The sequence below is a fragment of the Aneurinibacillus sp. REN35 genome (assembly GCF_041379945.2).
Classification (GTDB): Bacteria; Bacillota; Bacilli; order Aneurinibacillales; family Aneurinibacillaceae; genus Aneurinibacillus.
Map to the genome: position 1 here is coordinate 355,977 of NZ_JBFTXJ020000001.1, position 16,217 is coordinate 372,193.

Below are 16,217 nucleotides of genomic sequence, written 5' to 3' on the forward strand. Positions count from 1 at the left end.
CACAAAAGTGAGGGGACACTATGAAAACGACATTGCTCTATGGAAAAGAAGGCTTATCGATCGAAGCGCCTGAGCAGTCGGTTATTTTAGAGCCGAAGAATCTGCCTGGTCTTGCGGATGAAGAAGGGGCGGTGCGTAAGGCGCTGCGCAACCCGATCGGATTACCCCCGCTGCGTGAGATGGTAAAAGGCAGTGATAAGGTAGCTATTGTTATTAGCGATATTACACGACCAACACCAAATCACAAGCTAGTACCTTGGATTTTACAAGAATTATCTCATGTTCCAAAAGAAAACTTTGTAATCATTAACGGTACAGGGACCCACCGTGATCAAACCCGGGAAGAGTTCGTGCAGATGCTTGGCAATGAAGTAGTAGACAGCATTCGTGTGATTAACCACCACTGCCATAATAAAGAGGAACTGGTCAAAGTCGGGGAAAGCCGATTCGGCTGCGATGTGTATCTAAATAAAGAGTATGTTGAGGCTGATTTTACAATTGTAACCGGCTTTATTGAACCCCATTTCTTTGCGGGCTTCTCCGGCGGACCCAAAGGGATTATGCCGGGAATTGCCGGCATTGAAACGATTATGACCTTCCATAATGCTCGGATGATCGGCGATCCGCTATCAACTTGGGGCAATATGACGGATAATCCGGTACAGGACATGACCCGTGAAGTTAATCGTATGTGCAAGCCGGATTTTATGCTCAATGTTACGCTGAATCGTGAAAAGGATATTACGGCTGTATTCGCCGGAGAGCTGTTTGAAGCGCATGATCGCGGCTGCGCCTTTGCAAAGGAACATGCCATGCTGCGCTGTGACGAGCGCTTCGATGTCGTCATTACGTCCAACTCCGGTTATCCGCTGGACCAGAACTTGTATCAGGCTGTAAAAGGAATGAGCGCAGCCCACAAGATCGTCAAAAAAGGCGGAACAATTATATGTGCGGCCGAGTGTAGGGACGGCCTGCCGAACCATGGCAATTACGCCGAAATTCTGCAGATGCGCAAAACGCCGCAGGAGATCCTTACTATGATAAATGATCCGAAATTTAAGATTTTTGATCAATGGCAGGTGCAGAAGCAGGCGGTAATTCAAGTCTGGGCTGATGTATATGTGTATTCCTCCCTGTCAGATGAGGATGTGGAAAAAGCGATGTTCCATCCTACACATGATATTGAGAATACATTGGCTCTTCTTAAGGAGAAATACGGAGAGAGCATGACTGTAGCTATTCTTCCGCTGGGTCCGCTGACGATCCCTTATGTGGAAGAACAGGGAGAAGTATTGCAGCAGGCGTAAGAGGTTGAAGTTGCACTATGCAAAAGGGGGTAGCATCTAATGACAAGTACGTTGCTGCAGGAGAAAAATCAACGATTGCTATCCATTTTAAAGGAAATGGAGCAGGTGCTCGTCGCATTTTCCGGCGGAGTAGACAGCACATTTTTGCTGGCAAAAGCAAAGGAGGCGCTTGGTGATCGAGTGTTGGCTGTAACCGCAGCCTCCGAGACCTTTCCTACCCGGGAATTCGAGCTGGCGGTTAGTCTGGCAAAGCAGATCGGTGTTACTCATATCCAAACGAGTGTCAGTGAATTAACGAATGCGAATTTCGTTAAAAACGAATCGGATCGCTGCTTTCATTGTAAAGATGGATTATACACGCATGTACAGGAACTGGTTGAACAGTACGGTGCCTCACATACGATTGTAGACGGCTCCAACATGGATGATTTAGGCGAGCATCGTCCGGGGATGCAGGCTGCCCGGGAACGCGGGGTACGAAGCCCGCTGCAGGAGGCCGGCCTTTATAAGGAAGAGATTCGACTTTTATCAAAGGAAATGGGGCTGCCTACATGGAACAAGCCGTCTTTTGCCTGCCTGTCTTCACGCATACCGTATGGAACAAAAATTACGCAGGAGAAAATCGATCAGCTTGATCTGGCGGAAATGTTCCTTTTAAACCTCGGACTCTATCAGGTGCGGGTACGCCACCATGATAAAATCGCAAGAATCGAAGTGATGCCCGAGGATATGCCAAAGGTGCTTGCACATCACGAAAAAATCGACCGTGCGTTAAAATCGTACGGTTTCTCCTACGTTACGCTTGATTTACAGGGGTATCGTTCCGGCAGCATGAATGAAGTGTTGAAGGAGGCGCTGCGCAAATGAAGGATCAGCTCACCGAATGGCTGACTCAGGTGCAGCAGGGAGCCTTATCAGTAGAAGAAGCGCGGGATAGGCTCAAAACGTACGATGCGCTAGGATATGCTACACTCGATACTCATCGTGAAAAGCGAAACGGATTTCCGGAAGTGATTTTTGGGGAAGGCAAGGCGCCGGAGCATCTGCTGGGGATTTTTGCGCGGCTGATGGAGCACCATTCAAAAGTGCTCGCGACAAGAGTGGATGAAGAAAAGGCCGGTGTCCTGCTTCGTAATCTGCAGGAGCGCTATCCTGATGATACCTTCCATTATCATCCGTTAGCACGTACCTTTCATTGGGTTCACTCGGAGTATGTAGAGGAATGGAAAGAAGGTTATATTGCTGTGGTGTCCGCGGGAACATCCGACTTTCCCGTGGCAGAGGAAGCGGCGATTACCGCGCGGCTGATGGGCAATCATGTGAAGACGATTCATGATGTAGGTGTAGCTGGCCTGCACCGCCTGCTCGATCGGCTGCATGAGATTCAGGAAGCCAACGCAATTGTTGTAGTAGCTGGAATGGAGGGAGCGCTTGCTAGTGTTATGGGAGGACTCGTATCCAAACCGGTCATTGCTGTTCCTACCAGTGTGGGCTACGGAGCGAGCCTGAACGGAATCGCTGCGCTGTTATCCATGCTAAGCTCCTGTGCAAGCGGTGTCGCTGTCGTAAATATTGATAATGGATTTGGTGCTGGTTATTATGCTGCTACTATTACTCACACGATAGCAGTTACACAGAAATAATCAGCAGCGGGCAGGGAGTGTTTTGCTGCTCGACCAATACAGTTGTTCAAGGCTGACCTAGGTTATGATGGGTCAGCCTATTTTTGTAAAAAATGTACGAAAAGCGGAAAAAGCTGAATGTAGGTTGCTATCCTTCTATGTGTTTTTTCAGTCAAAAGAAATGTTGTATATGGAACTCTTAGCACGTGAGGGTGAACAAATTGAAAATCAAGTTTGGCCGGCGGTTAATAAAGCTCAGGATATACGTTCAGCCATAAAGATATACTTAAATCAGATGGATTTGGAACTCGAAACTAAGATTTTAACTCAAAGGATGGTTTACGACCTTGAGGAATACAAACTTGTATCTAGGAAGCTAAATCCGGAGTATGTTGGCTCAGAGAATCTTAGAAGCATCGCCCCCCTTATGGAGTTTATCAAGTCACGTCAAGATTCTAAGGAGATTATCGATGAAGACCCAACTGTTATAGCCGGAGTTTTAAGATCAGCTTGGTTATTAGGTTCCCAAAAGGGAGATTTGCAGCAATACAATTATGAAAGGATTAGAGAATTGTTATTCGAAGCTGTTGCTAATCAAATTACTCGGTCATAGTTTGGTCTAGGTAATGATTTTATCAGATGAAAGTAGAAAAGTAGTGATGATTTATAGCAGAAGAAATAATTTGTTTTAATAATGTTTATATCTGTACGGAGAGCTTTGGAGATATTAATAACCCAACTATCTTGTTAATTATGGGGGCTACTTCATCAATACTTTAGTGGGAAGAAGACTTTTGTAAGAGACTAAGCGATCAAGGGTTTCATGTTATACGCTATGACAATAGGGATGTAGGAAAATCAATTACTTACTAACAGAAGCCTTTGCCAAGATCAACATCAACAACTGGCATGATAAAGAGAAAGTGATAGAGTATGTTATCGAATGGATATGTAAAAGGATGGGGATTATATTTATCTAGAACTCATGAAATAAATGTTCCTACACTAGTTATTCATGGAACTAAGGATCCTATCATACCGTATGAGCATGAAGTTCATCTTTCTAAAATTATACCAAATGCTGTCTTAGTCACTCTAGCTGGTGCTAGGCATGAGCTACACTATGATGATTGGGAAGAAATTATTAATGCTATATCTAAGCATGCAGCAAGTTCCTAATTGATATATACAAATTGAGACAGGAGTGATTTTTAATGAGTAAAGATATTAAACAAGTTATTGAAATAACTAAAAAACATAATCTTATTCTTAAGGAAGAAACAATGCAGTTTAATGAATCCGGGCTGGATTTTCAAGTTGTTTTTGCACAAGATGAAAGTGGAACTGATTGGATTCTAAGATTGCCTAGGCGGGAAGATGTGATGCTTAGAACAAAGGTAGAAAAACAAGCATTAGATTTGGCAAATCAATATCCTAAATCTTTTCAAGCGCCAAACTGGATCATTTATACAGACGAGTTAATAGCTTACAAGAGGTTAGATGGTGTGCCAGCGGGGACAATAGATCATAATATAGGAAACTATGTTTGGGAGATAGATATTAACAATGTTCCAGAATCATTTCACAGGTCTCTTGGTAGAGTGTTAGCAGAGCTTCATAGCGTTCCTAGTGATAAAGCCGAGGAGCTTGGCCTAATAGTGCATACCCCAGAAGAAGCAAGGTTGTCAATGAAGCAGCGTATGGATGCGGTAAGAGCAAAGTTTGGTGTAGGAGAAAAGCTATGGGACAGATGGCAGGCCTGGATGAATGATGATGAAATGTGGCCTAAGAAAACTGGACTGATTCATGGAGATGTACATGCCGGGCATACTATGATTGATACAGATGCTAATGTGATTGGATTAATCGATTGGACTGAAGCTAAGGTTACCGATATTTCAAGTGACTTTGTTTTTAACTATAAGGCTTTTGGAGAAGAAGGGTTAGAAGCTTTAATTCTTGCTTATAAAGAAGCGGGTGGATATTACTGGCCTAAGATGAAAGCGCATATTATCGAACTTGATGCTGCATATCCGGTTTCAATTGCTGAGTTTGCGTTGCTATCTGGAGTTGAGGAATATGTTCAGATGGCGAAGGAAGCGTTGGAAGTGAAAAGCTAGTAAGCAGTAACTCAATGCGCTGGCAGAGAAACTCAAAATTCTCTTGCCAACGCATTTTGTTTTTGTATTAATATCAATTACTATCCCTTTATCGGTTAGGTAAAACCCTTGATTTGCAGGGATGGAGGTAAAAGGCTGCCCAATCCCGTCAAGTTCGCTTCCAATTCTAATCTAGCCAAAGGAGCACCAAGGCAAAAATGCGGTCCATGTCCGAATGTCAAATGCTGTTTGTTATTGCTGCAATGTACATTTTTTCGTCCATGTTGGCAGCGCTCATCCATGCAATCATGACATCCCTTTGTTTCAGCTTCAATGCATGTTTAGCCCTTTTTATCTAAGTTGTTTTAGATTTGCGAAAGCCATCAACTACAGAAATCACCGCATAAATCAAAAAAATAACAATGACTCCGCTGACGCCCCAGGCTCTTGTCTGTTCAGCTGTCACAGAAAATGTCTCGGCCATATAGGTGTTAAATCCCGGGTGGATGATATTTTGATTGCTTACTATGACAATGAGCGTAATCATTCCTATCAGCTCGGTTATCGCATTGAATAGCGCCATTTTTTTGGTCCACTGTTTCTGTATTAATTTATAGAGGGCGAGCGCTACTTCGTATATCTAATCATAAACCTAGAAGGGATGACTGAAATGTTTGTAAACACAGCTACTTTTGAAATTGAAAAAGCATGAAAAAGATAAAGCACAACTGGCAAAGTCAAAAGGAATCCAACATAGCTGAGAAAAAAATGGAAGGAATGGATAGGAAGGTGAAGGTACATTGCGATGACGTGCAGAGATGCTTCATTTATCCAGTTTTTATTGAAAAACAAAACACATAACCTTATAATGGAAGTGTATCGAAATGCAACAGTTATTGTGAAGGAGATTGCATATGGCACGCATTATAGTAATTGCTCCCTATTCTGGACTGAAGGATTTATTTTTGCAGGTAAATGAGGATTTGAAGAAAGACATTCATGTAGAGGTAGGAGATTTACATAAAGGGCTCATGATTGCCAAAGAGATGGAAGAGCAGGGCTTCGATGTGATTATCAGCCGGGGGGCTACGGCCCGCCTGCTCCGGCAGCACTGCAATCTTCCGGTGGTAGAGGTGAAGATTTCAGGCTATGATATTCTGCGCACTCTTACGCTAATAAAGGGCTATGAAGGAAAAATTGGCATGATGAGTTATTTCAACACCATTCAGGGGGCGGACGCAATCGGAACGCTGCTAGATATAAACCTGTCCTTTTTTCCGATCCATCATGAAGAAGAAATCGAAAAGGGAATCCGCGAAGCGTATGCCGAGGGCATTCAGGTCATTATTGGCGATGTGATCAGCACCTCTGTAGCGAAACGCTTTGGGCTTCATTCCATTTTGATTACATCGGGCAAAGAGGCGGTGATAGAATCGCTCGAAGAGGCCGAACATATGAGCTTTTACGTGAAGAAAGAAAGGCAGGAAAAGGAGCTTCTTACGTCCATGCTGAATTATTGTAAGCAAGGTATTGTTGCGGCGAATGAGGACGGAAAGCTTATTTTCATGAATACACAGGCAGAAAAACTCTTTGCCACCCAGGCCGAACAAGAGATGGGGCGGGCGGTTGCTGAACTGCTGCCGCAGTTGCAAACGACGGAGGCCCCCATGAGCCAGGGCGAATCTGAAGAGGGGATTGTATCGCTGAACGGTGAAAATATTGTTATAAGAAAAACCCCGCTTACCATAGCCAGGGAGGCCGGAGCATGGATGGTTGAACTGCAGGAGGTTGCCAGCATTCAAAAAGTGGAGAGCCGCATTCGCTCGAAGATTCTCCCGGTGCCGCTGCGGGCAAATATGCATTTTAATCAATTGGTAGCGATAAGTGAAAATATGCACAATGTGATGGAGACGGCTCGTTTTTTTAGCAGGCATGAGCTTCCTGTTTTCATTTATGGAGAGCCTGGAACGGGCAAGGAGAGCTTGGCGCAGGCGATTCATAATGAGAGCGAGCGCAAGGATGCTCCCTTCGTATTTTTTAATTGCGAGGCTTATTCGGAAGAGCAGCTGGAGATTGAGATCTTTGGTGTAAGCGGTGCAGAGGGAAAGCAGGGAATTTTTGAAGCGGCCCATCAGGGCACGCTGTTTATTGATGCCATTGGCCGATTGCCTGCATCCATTCAAGCGATGCTGATTAATGTGCTGCAGGAAAAAAAGGTGACCCGTCTGTATGGGGAACATTCGACCCCGGTGGATGTCCGCATCATAGCGGCCAATGCCCGCAATCTGCAAGTCGAAATTGAAGAGGGCTGCTTTAGGGAAGACTTATTTCATCTGCTGAACGGTGGAGAGATCAGCATCCCGCCGCTTCGTGAGCGAAAAGAAGATATACCAGAGCTTGTGCGGTGGTTTATCGCCTCATTTAATGCAGAGTTTGGCAAGCAAATTGCCGGCATACGGCCTGAAGTTATGGATCGACTCCTGCAGGCCGGATGGCCGGGAAATGTACAGCAGCTTCGAAATACGGTTGAAAAGCTTTGTATGGTATCTGATGGCCCTTTTATCGAGGTGGAGGAGGCGGAAGGTATTATCGAGCAGCTTTCTGCTGAAGTTCCCTTCCGTGCTCATGCGGATGATCGATTTTTGGATATCACCGGTAAAACGCTGGAGCAGCTTGAAAAGGAAATTATTCATCGTGTATTGGAAGAAGAGAATCACAATCAGTCCCACGCCGCCAAACGCCTTGGCATTAATCGTTCCACCTTATGGCGAAAAATCAAAAGTGAAGAAAATAACTAATCGAAAAATAACAGGCGATGATGCCTGTTATTTTTTGTTGCAATAGAAAACAATTTTTATTTAAAAAACTATTGAATTTTGCAACGAATCATGCAATTATAAGGTATAAGAATTAAACATTTTCCATATTGTCTAAAAAGTTGCATAAAGAGACAGCATACGTTTCGATAAAGAGGTGGTGAAGCATTGGCAAAGCTGTTGGTAATTGCTGATGATCTGACAGGTGCAAATGATACGGGGGTGCAATTTGCAAAAAGAGGGCTTGCTACGATTTCCCTACTTGAGATGGAGAGTCCGATAGAAACAGAACATACGGATGTACTTGTTTACAATGCGGAAACGCGCTCTCTTACGACTGTTGAGTCATACGAAAAAATAAAGAAGACCGCTGCATCGTTTTGCCTCTCAAACATTCCGTATATTTATAAAAAAATAGATTCAATGATGCGAGGAAATATCGGCGCTGAAATCGATGCGTTGCTCGAAATGGAAGCGTTTGATATTGCAATCGTTGCCCCGGCGTATCCGAAAAACAGACGGATAACTATAGGTGGGTATCATCTTGTAAATCATCATCTGCTAGAAGATTCGGAAGCGGGCGTGGATGCGAAGTCCCCGGTTCGTGAATCATACCTTCCTACATTGCTTGCAACGCAAACAGAGCATGCTGTAGCACATGTCGAGATTGCAGAGATAAGAAGGGGCGGGTTGCTTGAACGGATACGAAGCTGTCTATTGCAAAAACAGCGCATTGTTGTGTGTGACAGCGTTACGGACAATGATTTGAAATCGATTACAGAAGCAGTATGGCACAGCGGATTGCGTATCTTATGGGTAGGTTCCGCAGGGCTTGCTGAATGTCTGGCTGAAAAGCTTGAGAATCGTGCCGCACCGATAGTAGGAAGCGGAAAGAAAGCGGATACTCAAGAAGTTCCTGTATTTTGCATAGCAGGAAGTGTAAGCGCTGTAACAAGAGAGCAGCTTCAAACTCTTTCACAGCATAAAGAGTTTGTATTCGCGACAGCCAGCCTGTCCTGTATATTCAGTGAAGAAGGCTACAAGCGTGAACAAGAGCGTTTGGTGGCGTACATAATCAGCGCAGCGCAGGCAGGCTGCTATCCGGTATTGACAACAGAGGTTTCGGCTAAAGCTGATGCCGCGGTTAGACAATGGATGGAGGTACACGATGCTAGCGCCTTGGAGGCTGGCAACCGTATCGCAGAATTTCTTGGAGAGACAGGGGCTGCGGTCGTAGGTGGATACGCGTGTAAAGGGCTGATTCTTACGGGCGGCGATATCGCTTATAAAACCTGTGAAAGCCTGGATGTACAGGCTCTGCGTATACTTGGCGAGGTAGAAGAGGGAATACCACTGTGTGAAATCGTAGGGGGGCAGATGTCCGGACTTTCTGTAATAACAAAAGCAGGAGCGTTCGGAAACGCAGACTCTTTATTCCATTCAGTGCAAAAAATAAAAAACATGTAATAAGAGGGGGACATTTTGGATGAAAAAGTGGTTAAGCATTCTTGCAGTCTCATCAATGACGCTTTTGGCGGCTTGCGGAGGAGGCGGAGCTCCGGCAGATTCAAAGAACGCCGGTGCTCAAGGAGGCGGAAGTGCCGTTACATTGAAAGTCGGTCATACGCTTGCTGATACCTCCCACTATCAAAAAGGGATGGAGAAATTCAAAGAGTTAGTAAATACAAAAACAAACGGTCAGGTTACCTTAGAAATCTTCCCGAATGGGTCGCTTGGCGGAGAGCGCGACATGATTGAAGGATTGAATGTAGGCAGCATTGACATGGTTCTGACATCGACCGGGCCGATGAGTGGATTTGCTCCGGAAGTAACGGTTGTTGACCTGCCATTCCTGTTCCGTGATGCAGACCATGCCCATAAAGTATTAGATGGTGAAATTGGTAACGACCTGCGTAAAAAAGTAGAAGAGAAGACAGGCGTAAAAACGCTGGCATGGTGGGAGAATGGATTCCGCAGCGTAACGACTAAAGACAAGGCAGTACAAAAGCCAGAAGACTTAAAGGGCCTTAAGATTCGGACAATGGAAAATGATATTCATATGGATTCTTTCAAGGCAATGGGCGCACAGCCAACACCAATGGCATTTACTGAGCTATTTACCGCACTGCAGCAAGGAGTTATCGATGCACAGGAGAATCCGATTCCAGTTATTATGACATCCCGTTTTTATGAAGTGCAGAAGCATATGACTATTACCCGTCACTTCTACAACCCATCGCTCATGCTGGTTGCAAAAGGCAAGTTTGATGCGCTGACTCCTGAGCAGCAAAAAGCCGTTGAAGAGGCAGCCGTTGAAGCCGGTAAGTATGAACGCCAGGTTGTGCAGGATATGGAGAAGGAATACATGCAGGAGCTAAAAACCAAAGGAATGGAAATCAATGAAAATCCAGATTTAAAACCTTTCCAAGATGCTGTGAAACCTGTTTACGAAAAATATGAACCGAAATTTGGCAAAGAGCTCGTCGACAAAATTCGCAATACACAATAAAAATTACAAGTGGCGGATAGGGAAACCTATCCGTCTGCTTATCCAAGAGGTGAACATTCTTGCAGTCTTTTATTAATGGAATTGATAAAATCAATGTATTTCTGCGTTATTTTGCTGCAAGCCTGCTTGCGCTTATGTCTGTATTGATTGTTTACCAAGTGGTTGTCCGCTTTTTAGGGAGCTATCTAGATCTGGAATTACCCCGCTGGACCGAAGAGTTGGCACGGTACTGCATGATCTGGCTTGTTTTGATAGGGGCATCGCTTGCAGTACGATACAGTTCACTGATCGGTATGGAGGCGATTGCCGAAAGACTAAGTGAAAACGGGCAACGTTTTTTGAAAATTTTAACGATTTTGATTTCCATGGTTTTATTTGTCATTATGATTGTGTTTGGATTTGAGATGCTGCGTCATGTGTCAACCCAGCTTTCTCCCGGCATGAAGCTTCCTATGGGTATTCCGTATGCGGCAGTTCCAGTTGGCGGGGTATTTATGCTGCTGAATTCCATTGCCGTGCTGCTGGAGACGATAAGAGGCAAATCAAATCAGGAAGCCTTTACGGGGAGTGAATAACTATGGCAGGTACGATGTTTATTTCGTTGTTTGTCCTTCTGCTGCTGAGTGTACCGGTCGCGTTGTCACTCGGCCTTGCATCAAGTATTGCCTTTATGGTTGATGGAAATATGCCGCTTGTCGTTTTGATGCAGCGCATGTTTTCAGCATTGGATTCTTTTCCGCTCATGGCTATTCCATTCTTCATTCTGGCGGGTTCGCTCATGGAGACAGGCGGAATCTCGCGCAGATTGGTGAATTTGGCTAACTCATTGGCTGGAGGGCTTACCGGTGGTCTTGCTGTCGTAACCGTTATTACGGCGATGTTTTTCTCAGCCATTTCCGGCTCCAGCGCAGCCACGACTGCGGCGCTTGGTGCCATTCTGATTCCCGCCATGGTAAAAAGAGGATACGATGTTGGATTTGCGGGTGCGACGCAGGCGGTTTCTGGAGAATTGGGGGTTATTATTCCTCCGTCTATTCCAATGATTTTGTTTGGGATCTCTGCCGGAGTATCCATTGGTGACTTGTTTATTGCCGGTCTTCTGCCGGGTATTATGATTGGCCTATCCTTGATTTTGCTTGTGTGGTATTTGTCCAAGCGCAAGGGCTACAAAGGAGAAGCGGGCATTACGGGAGCTATGCGATTACAGGCGTTTAAGGAAGCGTTTCTGGCACTGCTCATGCCGGTCATTATCCTTGGCGGTATTTATGGCGGTATTTTCACACCGACAGAAGCAGCGGTAGTGGCAGTCGTTTATGCATTTATTATTGGTGTATTTGTTTATCGTGAAGTGAAATGGAAAGACCTTGTTGACATCTTTACTCGTTCGTCCATTACGACTTCTATTATTATGATTATTATCGCAAATGCGGGCATGTTTGGCTGGATTTTGACACGGGAAGGGGTTCCGCAGAAAGCTGCGGCCATGTTTACCGCTTTTTCGGACAGTCCGTTTGTTTTTCTGATATTGGTAAACATCATGCTTTTATTTGTCGGGATGTTCTTTGAAACGTCTGCGTCGATTATTATTCTGGCTCCGTTGTTGACACCGATCGCAGTAGCACTCGGCATTGATCCGATCCACTTCGGTATGATTATGATTGTCAATCTTGCGATGGGCATGGTAACGCCGCCTGTCGGGGTAAATTTATTTGTAGCCTGCCAGATTGCAAATATAAAGCTAGAGCGGATAACCAAGGCATTAATTCCGTTTTTCATCGTGCTTATTCTTGATGTCTTGCTCATTACATATATACCTGCGCTGTCAACGTGGCTGCCTTCCTTACTGAAGTAGTACAGCAGGCTGAAAAATAAAAAAGGAGCTGGAACTGTGAAACTGCCGCGAATTGCAAAAGTTAGACAGCATTTCAAGGGACCTGTTGTTCATGATATCGGCGAAGAAATCGCCCGTCAGTTCACCATGATAAAACTGTCAGAAACCGTAAAGCCGGGAATGCGCATCGCCATTACTGCCGGAAGCCGGGGAATTGCGAACATTGCCTTGATTGTGCGTGCCTGCGTGGAAGAAATTAAAAAAATGGGCGGTCTTCCGTTTATTGTTCCCACGATGGGCAGCCATGGCGGAGCCACAGCGGAAGGACAGGTGGAAGTGCTGGAGAGCCTAGGCATTACCGAAGAATACTGCCAGGCCCCGATTCGTTCCTCGATGGAGGTTGTGCATATTGGAGAAACATCGGACGGAATGCCTGTGCACATGGATAAGCATGCATGGGAGGCAGATGGCATTTTATTAATGGGCCGTGTAAAGGTGCATACGGATTTCAAATCGCCTATTGGCATTGAAAGCGGGCTCATGAAAATGGCTGCGATTGGGCTCGGTAAGCATAAACAGGCGCTGCTCATTCACAGCCACGGTGTGCGCGGTATCCGTGATATGATGCCTGAGGTAGCTCAGGTGATGCTTGAGAAGGCAAACATTCTCTGTGGAATGGCTATTGTGGAGAACGCATTTGAACAAACCGCCATGCTAGAAGCGATTCCTACATCGCGCATTCCTTCCCGTGAAGCAGAGCTGCTTGCTCTCTCCGCGTCGCTGATGCCGAAGCTGCCTGTGGAGGACATTGATATTCTGCTGGTGGATGAACTCGGGAAGAATTACAGCGGTACCGGTATGGATACGAATATTATTGGACGCATTCGGATTCACGGGGTAGAAGAACCGGCATCTCCGCGTATCAAGTATATTATTGCAAGCAATGTAAGCGAGGAATCGCATGGCAATGCGCTCGGGGTTGGTCTTGCGGATGTGACGACCCAGCGCTTGTTTTCGCAGGTTGACTTTCAAAAAATGAATGAAAACGTAATTACAAGCACGTTTCTGCATCGGGCCATGATTCCGATTGTTATGGAAAATGATCGGGAAGCGCTGGCTACCGCCATGCGTGCAAGCTGGAACGTATCGGCAGAACAGATAAGGTTTGTTCGCATTCCAAATACGCTTCATCTCGAATATGTTTATGTCTCGGAAGCGCTTCTGCCGGAGCTGGTGGACAGGCCCGATATTGAAATTCTTAGCGAACCACAGGAGATAGCATTTGATGAACAGGGCTACTTTTTAGCATGGCATCAGTAAAGTACATACACATAAAGGAGTGGACAAAACATGAGTACACATAAAACGACCGTTTTTACCTACGGCCATTTCATTAATGGTGAGTGGAAAACCTCAGAGGAGACGCATAGCGTTACAAATAAATACACCGGTGAGGAATTTGCGCGCATCGGAAAAACGAGCCGGGAACAGGTAGTAGAAGCGGTAACCAACGCGCTTGATACATTTAAAACCAAAAAGCTAAGCCCGTATGAGCGTTATGAAATTCTTATGCGTGCAGCGCAAATCTTCGGTGAAAGAAAAGAAGAACTGGCGATGATACTCGTTCGTGAAGTAGGGAAAACATTAAAAGATTCGCGAGCAGAAATTGATCGAGGTATCCAGACCTTCATCGCATCCGCAGAGGAAGCGAAGCGCATCAGCGGCACGGGTATTCCGCTCGGGCAGCCGGGAAATGAGAACAAAATGGCTTTTACCATTCGTGTTCCTGTTGGGGTTATTGGAGCCATTACACCGTTTAACTTCCCGTTCAACTTGACTGCACACAAAATCGGTCCGGCGATTGCGGCAGGCAATACGGTCGTATTAAAGCCGGCGGAAGTAACGCCGATTATCGCTTGCAAAATGGCCGATATTCTTACAGAAGCGGGCCTTCCGGCAGGATATTTGAATGTCGTAAACGGGCTTGGACAGGAAACAGGGCAGTATTTGCTTGAAGACGACCGCATTGCTTTGTTTACCTTTACGGGAAGCGCGGGCGTTGGACGTCACATCAAAAGCACAACAGGCATCCGCCGGGTTACTCTAGAGCTTGGCAACAATTCACCGAACATCGTGCATCATGATGCGCCGGATTTGGATAAAGCAGCTGAGCTGTGTGTGACTCGCGGATATTCAAACGCGGGACAGGCGTGCATTTCTGTACAGCGTGTGTATGTGCATGAGGATATTTTTGAGGCGTTTGCGGAAAAGGCGAAAGCCGTTGCCGGAACACTGCGTGTTGGCAATCCAGAAGATCCGAATACAGATATCGGCCCGATGATTTCAGAGAAAGAGGCAAAACGGGCGGAACAGTGGATTACAGAAGCAGCAGCACAGGGGGCGGTTATCGTATGCGGGGGCAAACGCAGCGGAAGCGTGCTTGAACCAACCATTCTTACCGGAGTAACACCGGAGATGAAAGTGGTTTGCGAAGAAGTGTTTGCTCCTGTGATCAGCCTGATTCCATACCGCGATATTGACGAAGCGTTTGCTCAGGCAAATGCCAGCCGTTTCGGCCTGCAGGCGGGGTTATTTACGACAAACATTCAATTAGCGATGCGCGCAGCGCACGAGCTTGAATTCGGCGGTGTCATCATTAATGATGTATCCACCTACCGGGCCGATGTGATGCCGTATGGCGGTGTAAAAGATAGTGGTATTGGGAAAGAGGGACCGCACCATGCCGTACAGGAAATGACGGATGAAAAAATCGTAGTTATCAATCTATAAATATTATTTGACTGAAAAAGGGGTTAAAATCGTGAGAAATACATGGGAGTTTTACTCAACGGAACGAATTGTTTTTGGAAATGGCGCCATTCATGAACTGGATGCGATTCTTACGCGCATTGGAGCGAAAAATGTACTGCTCATTACCGACCCTGGCATTGTGCAGGCGGGCATTGCCGATCGTGTCATCTCTTTATTAAAGGGTGCAAACTATCAAGTAATTGTTTACGATAAGGTAGTACCGGAGCCGCCGGTATCAAGCGCAATCGAATGCTATGAATTCGCCAAATCACAAATGGAAACGGACGCGATCATCGGACTTGGCGGCGGCAGCAGCATTGATATGGCAAAAATTGCAGCCCTGCTCATCAAATACGGCGGGCATCCGCTTGACTATTATGGTGGAGAAAATCAAATTCCGGGTCCGATTGCACCGCTGATCGCCATTCCAACAACAGCAGGCACAGGCTCTGAAGTAACATCTGTTGCTGTTCTAACAGATACGGAAAACAATATCAAAGCGGGCATTTCTGATAATTACCTGCGTCCTGCGGTTGCGCTTCTTGATCCGGAGCTTACGACCGGCCTGCCGGCCTATGTGACGGCCTGCTCGGGTATCGATGCACTGTCACACGCCATTGAAGCCTATACGGCAAAAGAATCTGCATACATTCAGGCAGAAGGTCCGATTCTCTTTCAAGGCTCGATTCCCATTAGCGATGCGCTGGCCCTGCATGCTATTAAATTGATTGCACAAAATTTAACGCTTGCGGTACAGCAGGGAAGCAACCTTGAAGCGCGGGCCAACATGCTTATGGGAAGCCTGCTTGCCGGAATGGCATTCTCTAATGCGGGTACGGCGCTCGCGCATGCGGTTGCGTATCCGATTGGCGGACTTGTAAAGTCACCGCACGGAGAGACAACCGGTTTGATGCTGCCGTATGTAATGGAGTACAACGCAGCAACACAAGTCACGAAACTCGGTGAAATTGCTGATGCGTTCGGCGTTCAGACAGAGGGACTCGGCGTGAAGGAAAAAGCAGCGGCAGCGGTCGATGCCGTGTTCGAACTGCTTGAGGAAATTGGACTGCCGACGCACCTGTCTGAAATTGGAATCAAAGAAGAGGATGTAGTCGGTATTGCCGAAAAATCATTGGAAATTGCCCGCCTTGTTCGAAATAACCCGCGCGTTCCTACACAAAAGGGATTGGAAGAGCTGCTGCGCCGCGCGCTATAAATCACA

15 protein-coding genes and 2 pseudogenes are annotated in these 16,217 nt (G+C 46.0%); 15 read left to right on the plus strand and 2 right to left on the minus strand.

The genetic code is table 11. The features are described 5' to 3' along the window. The first annotated feature begins 20 nt into the window (after positions 1 to 20). The 7 genes and pseudogenes from larA to AB3351_RS01755 all read left to right on the plus strand — a co-directional run bounded on the left by larA (position 21) and on the right by AB3351_RS01755 (position 5,049). Positions 21 to 1,307, plus strand: a complete 1,287-nt coding sequence (larA, locus tag AB3351_RS01725; RefSeq protein ID WP_371145387.1) for a nickel-dependent lactate racemase — start codon at positions 21 to 23, stop codon at positions 1,305 to 1,307. Between the two features lie 39 nt (positions 1,308 to 1,346). Continuing rightward, the gene (larE, locus tag AB3351_RS01730) at positions 1,347 to 2,174 is read left to right on the plus strand and encodes an ATP-dependent sacrificial sulfur transferase LarE (protein WP_371145388.1); all 828 of its coding nucleotides are present in this window, start codon (positions 1,347 to 1,349) and stop codon (positions 2,172 to 2,174) included. Then, positions 2,171 to 2,950 (plus strand): nickel pincer cofactor biosynthesis protein LarB, encoded by a 780-nt coding sequence (gene larB / locus AB3351_RS01735; RefSeq protein WP_371145389.1) that lies wholly within the window; start codon positions 2,171 to 2,173, stop codon positions 2,948 to 2,950. The genes larE and larB overlap by 4 nt, the downstream gene beginning before the upstream one ends. Before the next feature lie 64 nt (positions 2,951 to 3,014). Then, on the plus strand, positions 3,015 to 3,542 hold the full coding sequence (locus tag AB3351_RS01740; protein ID WP_371145390.1) for a TetR/AcrR family transcriptional regulator: 528 nt from the start codon (positions 3,015 to 3,017) through the stop codon (positions 3,540 to 3,542). 53 nt (positions 3,543 to 3,595) lie between these two features. Continuing rightward, positions 3,596 to 3,796 (plus strand): annotated as a pseudogene (locus AB3351_RS01745) (alpha/beta fold hydrolase); the annotation flags it as partial. 66 nt (positions 3,797 to 3,862) lie between these two features. Next, entirely contained in the window at positions 3,863 to 4,108 is a 246-nt protein-coding gene (locus AB3351_RS01750; protein WP_371145391.1) for an alpha/beta fold hydrolase, read from the plus strand. A gap of 35 nt (positions 4,109 to 4,143) precedes the next feature. Beyond that, entirely contained in the window at positions 4,144 to 5,049 is a 906-nt protein-coding gene (locus AB3351_RS01755; protein WP_371145392.1) for an Mph(B) family macrolide 2'-phosphotransferase, read from the plus strand. 146 nt (positions 5,050 to 5,195) lie between these two features. Here AB3351_RS01755 and AB3351_RS01760 read toward each other — a convergent pair. Further along, positions 5,196 to 5,362: pseudogene (locus tag AB3351_RS01760) on the minus strand (cytochrome P450); the annotation flags it as partial. A gap of 21 nt (positions 5,363 to 5,383) precedes the next feature. After that, entirely contained in the window at positions 5,384 to 5,611 is a 228-nt protein-coding gene (locus tag AB3351_RS01765) for a hypothetical protein (RefSeq protein WP_371145393.1), read from the minus strand. A 331-nt stretch (positions 5,612 to 5,942) separates the two neighbouring features. Here AB3351_RS01765 and AB3351_RS01770 point away from each other — a divergent pair, with 331 nt between their 5' ends. The 8 genes from AB3351_RS01770 (at position 5,943) to AB3351_RS01805 (ending at position 16,211) form a co-directional block, all read left to right on the plus strand. Further along, the gene (locus AB3351_RS01770) at positions 5,943 to 7,826 is read left to right on the plus strand and encodes a PrpR N-terminal domain-containing protein (protein WP_371145394.1); all 1,884 of its coding nucleotides are present in this window, start codon (positions 5,943 to 5,945) and stop codon (positions 7,824 to 7,826) included. A 186-nt stretch (positions 7,827 to 8,012) separates the two neighbouring features. Next, positions 8,013 to 9,311 (plus strand): four-carbon acid sugar kinase family protein, encoded by a 1,299-nt coding sequence (locus AB3351_RS01775; protein WP_371145395.1) that lies wholly within the window; start codon positions 8,013 to 8,015, stop codon positions 9,309 to 9,311. 19 nt (positions 9,312 to 9,330) lie between these two features. Further along, a complete protein-coding gene (locus tag AB3351_RS01780) occupies positions 9,331 to 10,353 on the plus strand; it encodes a TRAP transporter substrate-binding protein (RefSeq protein ID WP_371145396.1) in 1,023 nt (340 codons plus the stop codon). 59 nt (positions 10,354 to 10,412) lie between these two features. Further along, the gene (locus tag AB3351_RS01785; protein ID WP_371145397.1) at positions 10,413 to 10,928 is read left to right on the plus strand and encodes a TRAP transporter small permease; all 516 of its coding nucleotides are present in this window, start codon (positions 10,413 to 10,415) and stop codon (positions 10,926 to 10,928) included. 2 nt (positions 10,929 to 10,930) lie between these two features. After that, positions 10,931 to 12,205, plus strand: a complete 1,275-nt coding sequence (locus tag AB3351_RS01790) for a TRAP transporter large permease (RefSeq protein WP_371145398.1) — start codon at positions 10,931 to 10,933, stop codon at positions 12,203 to 12,205. Positions 12,206 to 12,241: 36 nt separating this feature from the next. Further along, positions 12,242 to 13,504 carry a nickel pincer cofactor-dependent isomerase, group 22 gene (locus tag AB3351_RS01795; protein WP_371145399.1) on the plus strand — a complete coding sequence of 421 codons (1,263 nt, stop codon included), beginning with the start codon at positions 12,242 to 12,244 and terminating at the stop codon, positions 13,502 to 13,504. 30 nt (positions 13,505 to 13,534) lie between these two features. Continuing rightward, positions 13,535 to 14,974 (plus strand): aldehyde dehydrogenase family protein, encoded by a 1,440-nt coding sequence (locus AB3351_RS01800; RefSeq protein ID WP_371145400.1) that lies wholly within the window; start codon positions 13,535 to 13,537, stop codon positions 14,972 to 14,974. Between the two features lie 31 nt (positions 14,975 to 15,005). Then, a complete protein-coding gene (locus tag AB3351_RS01805; RefSeq protein ID WP_371145401.1) occupies positions 15,006 to 16,211 on the plus strand; it encodes a hydroxyacid-oxoacid transhydrogenase in 1,206 nt (401 codons plus the stop codon). The last annotated feature ends 6 nt before the right edge of the window (positions 16,212 to 16,217 follow it).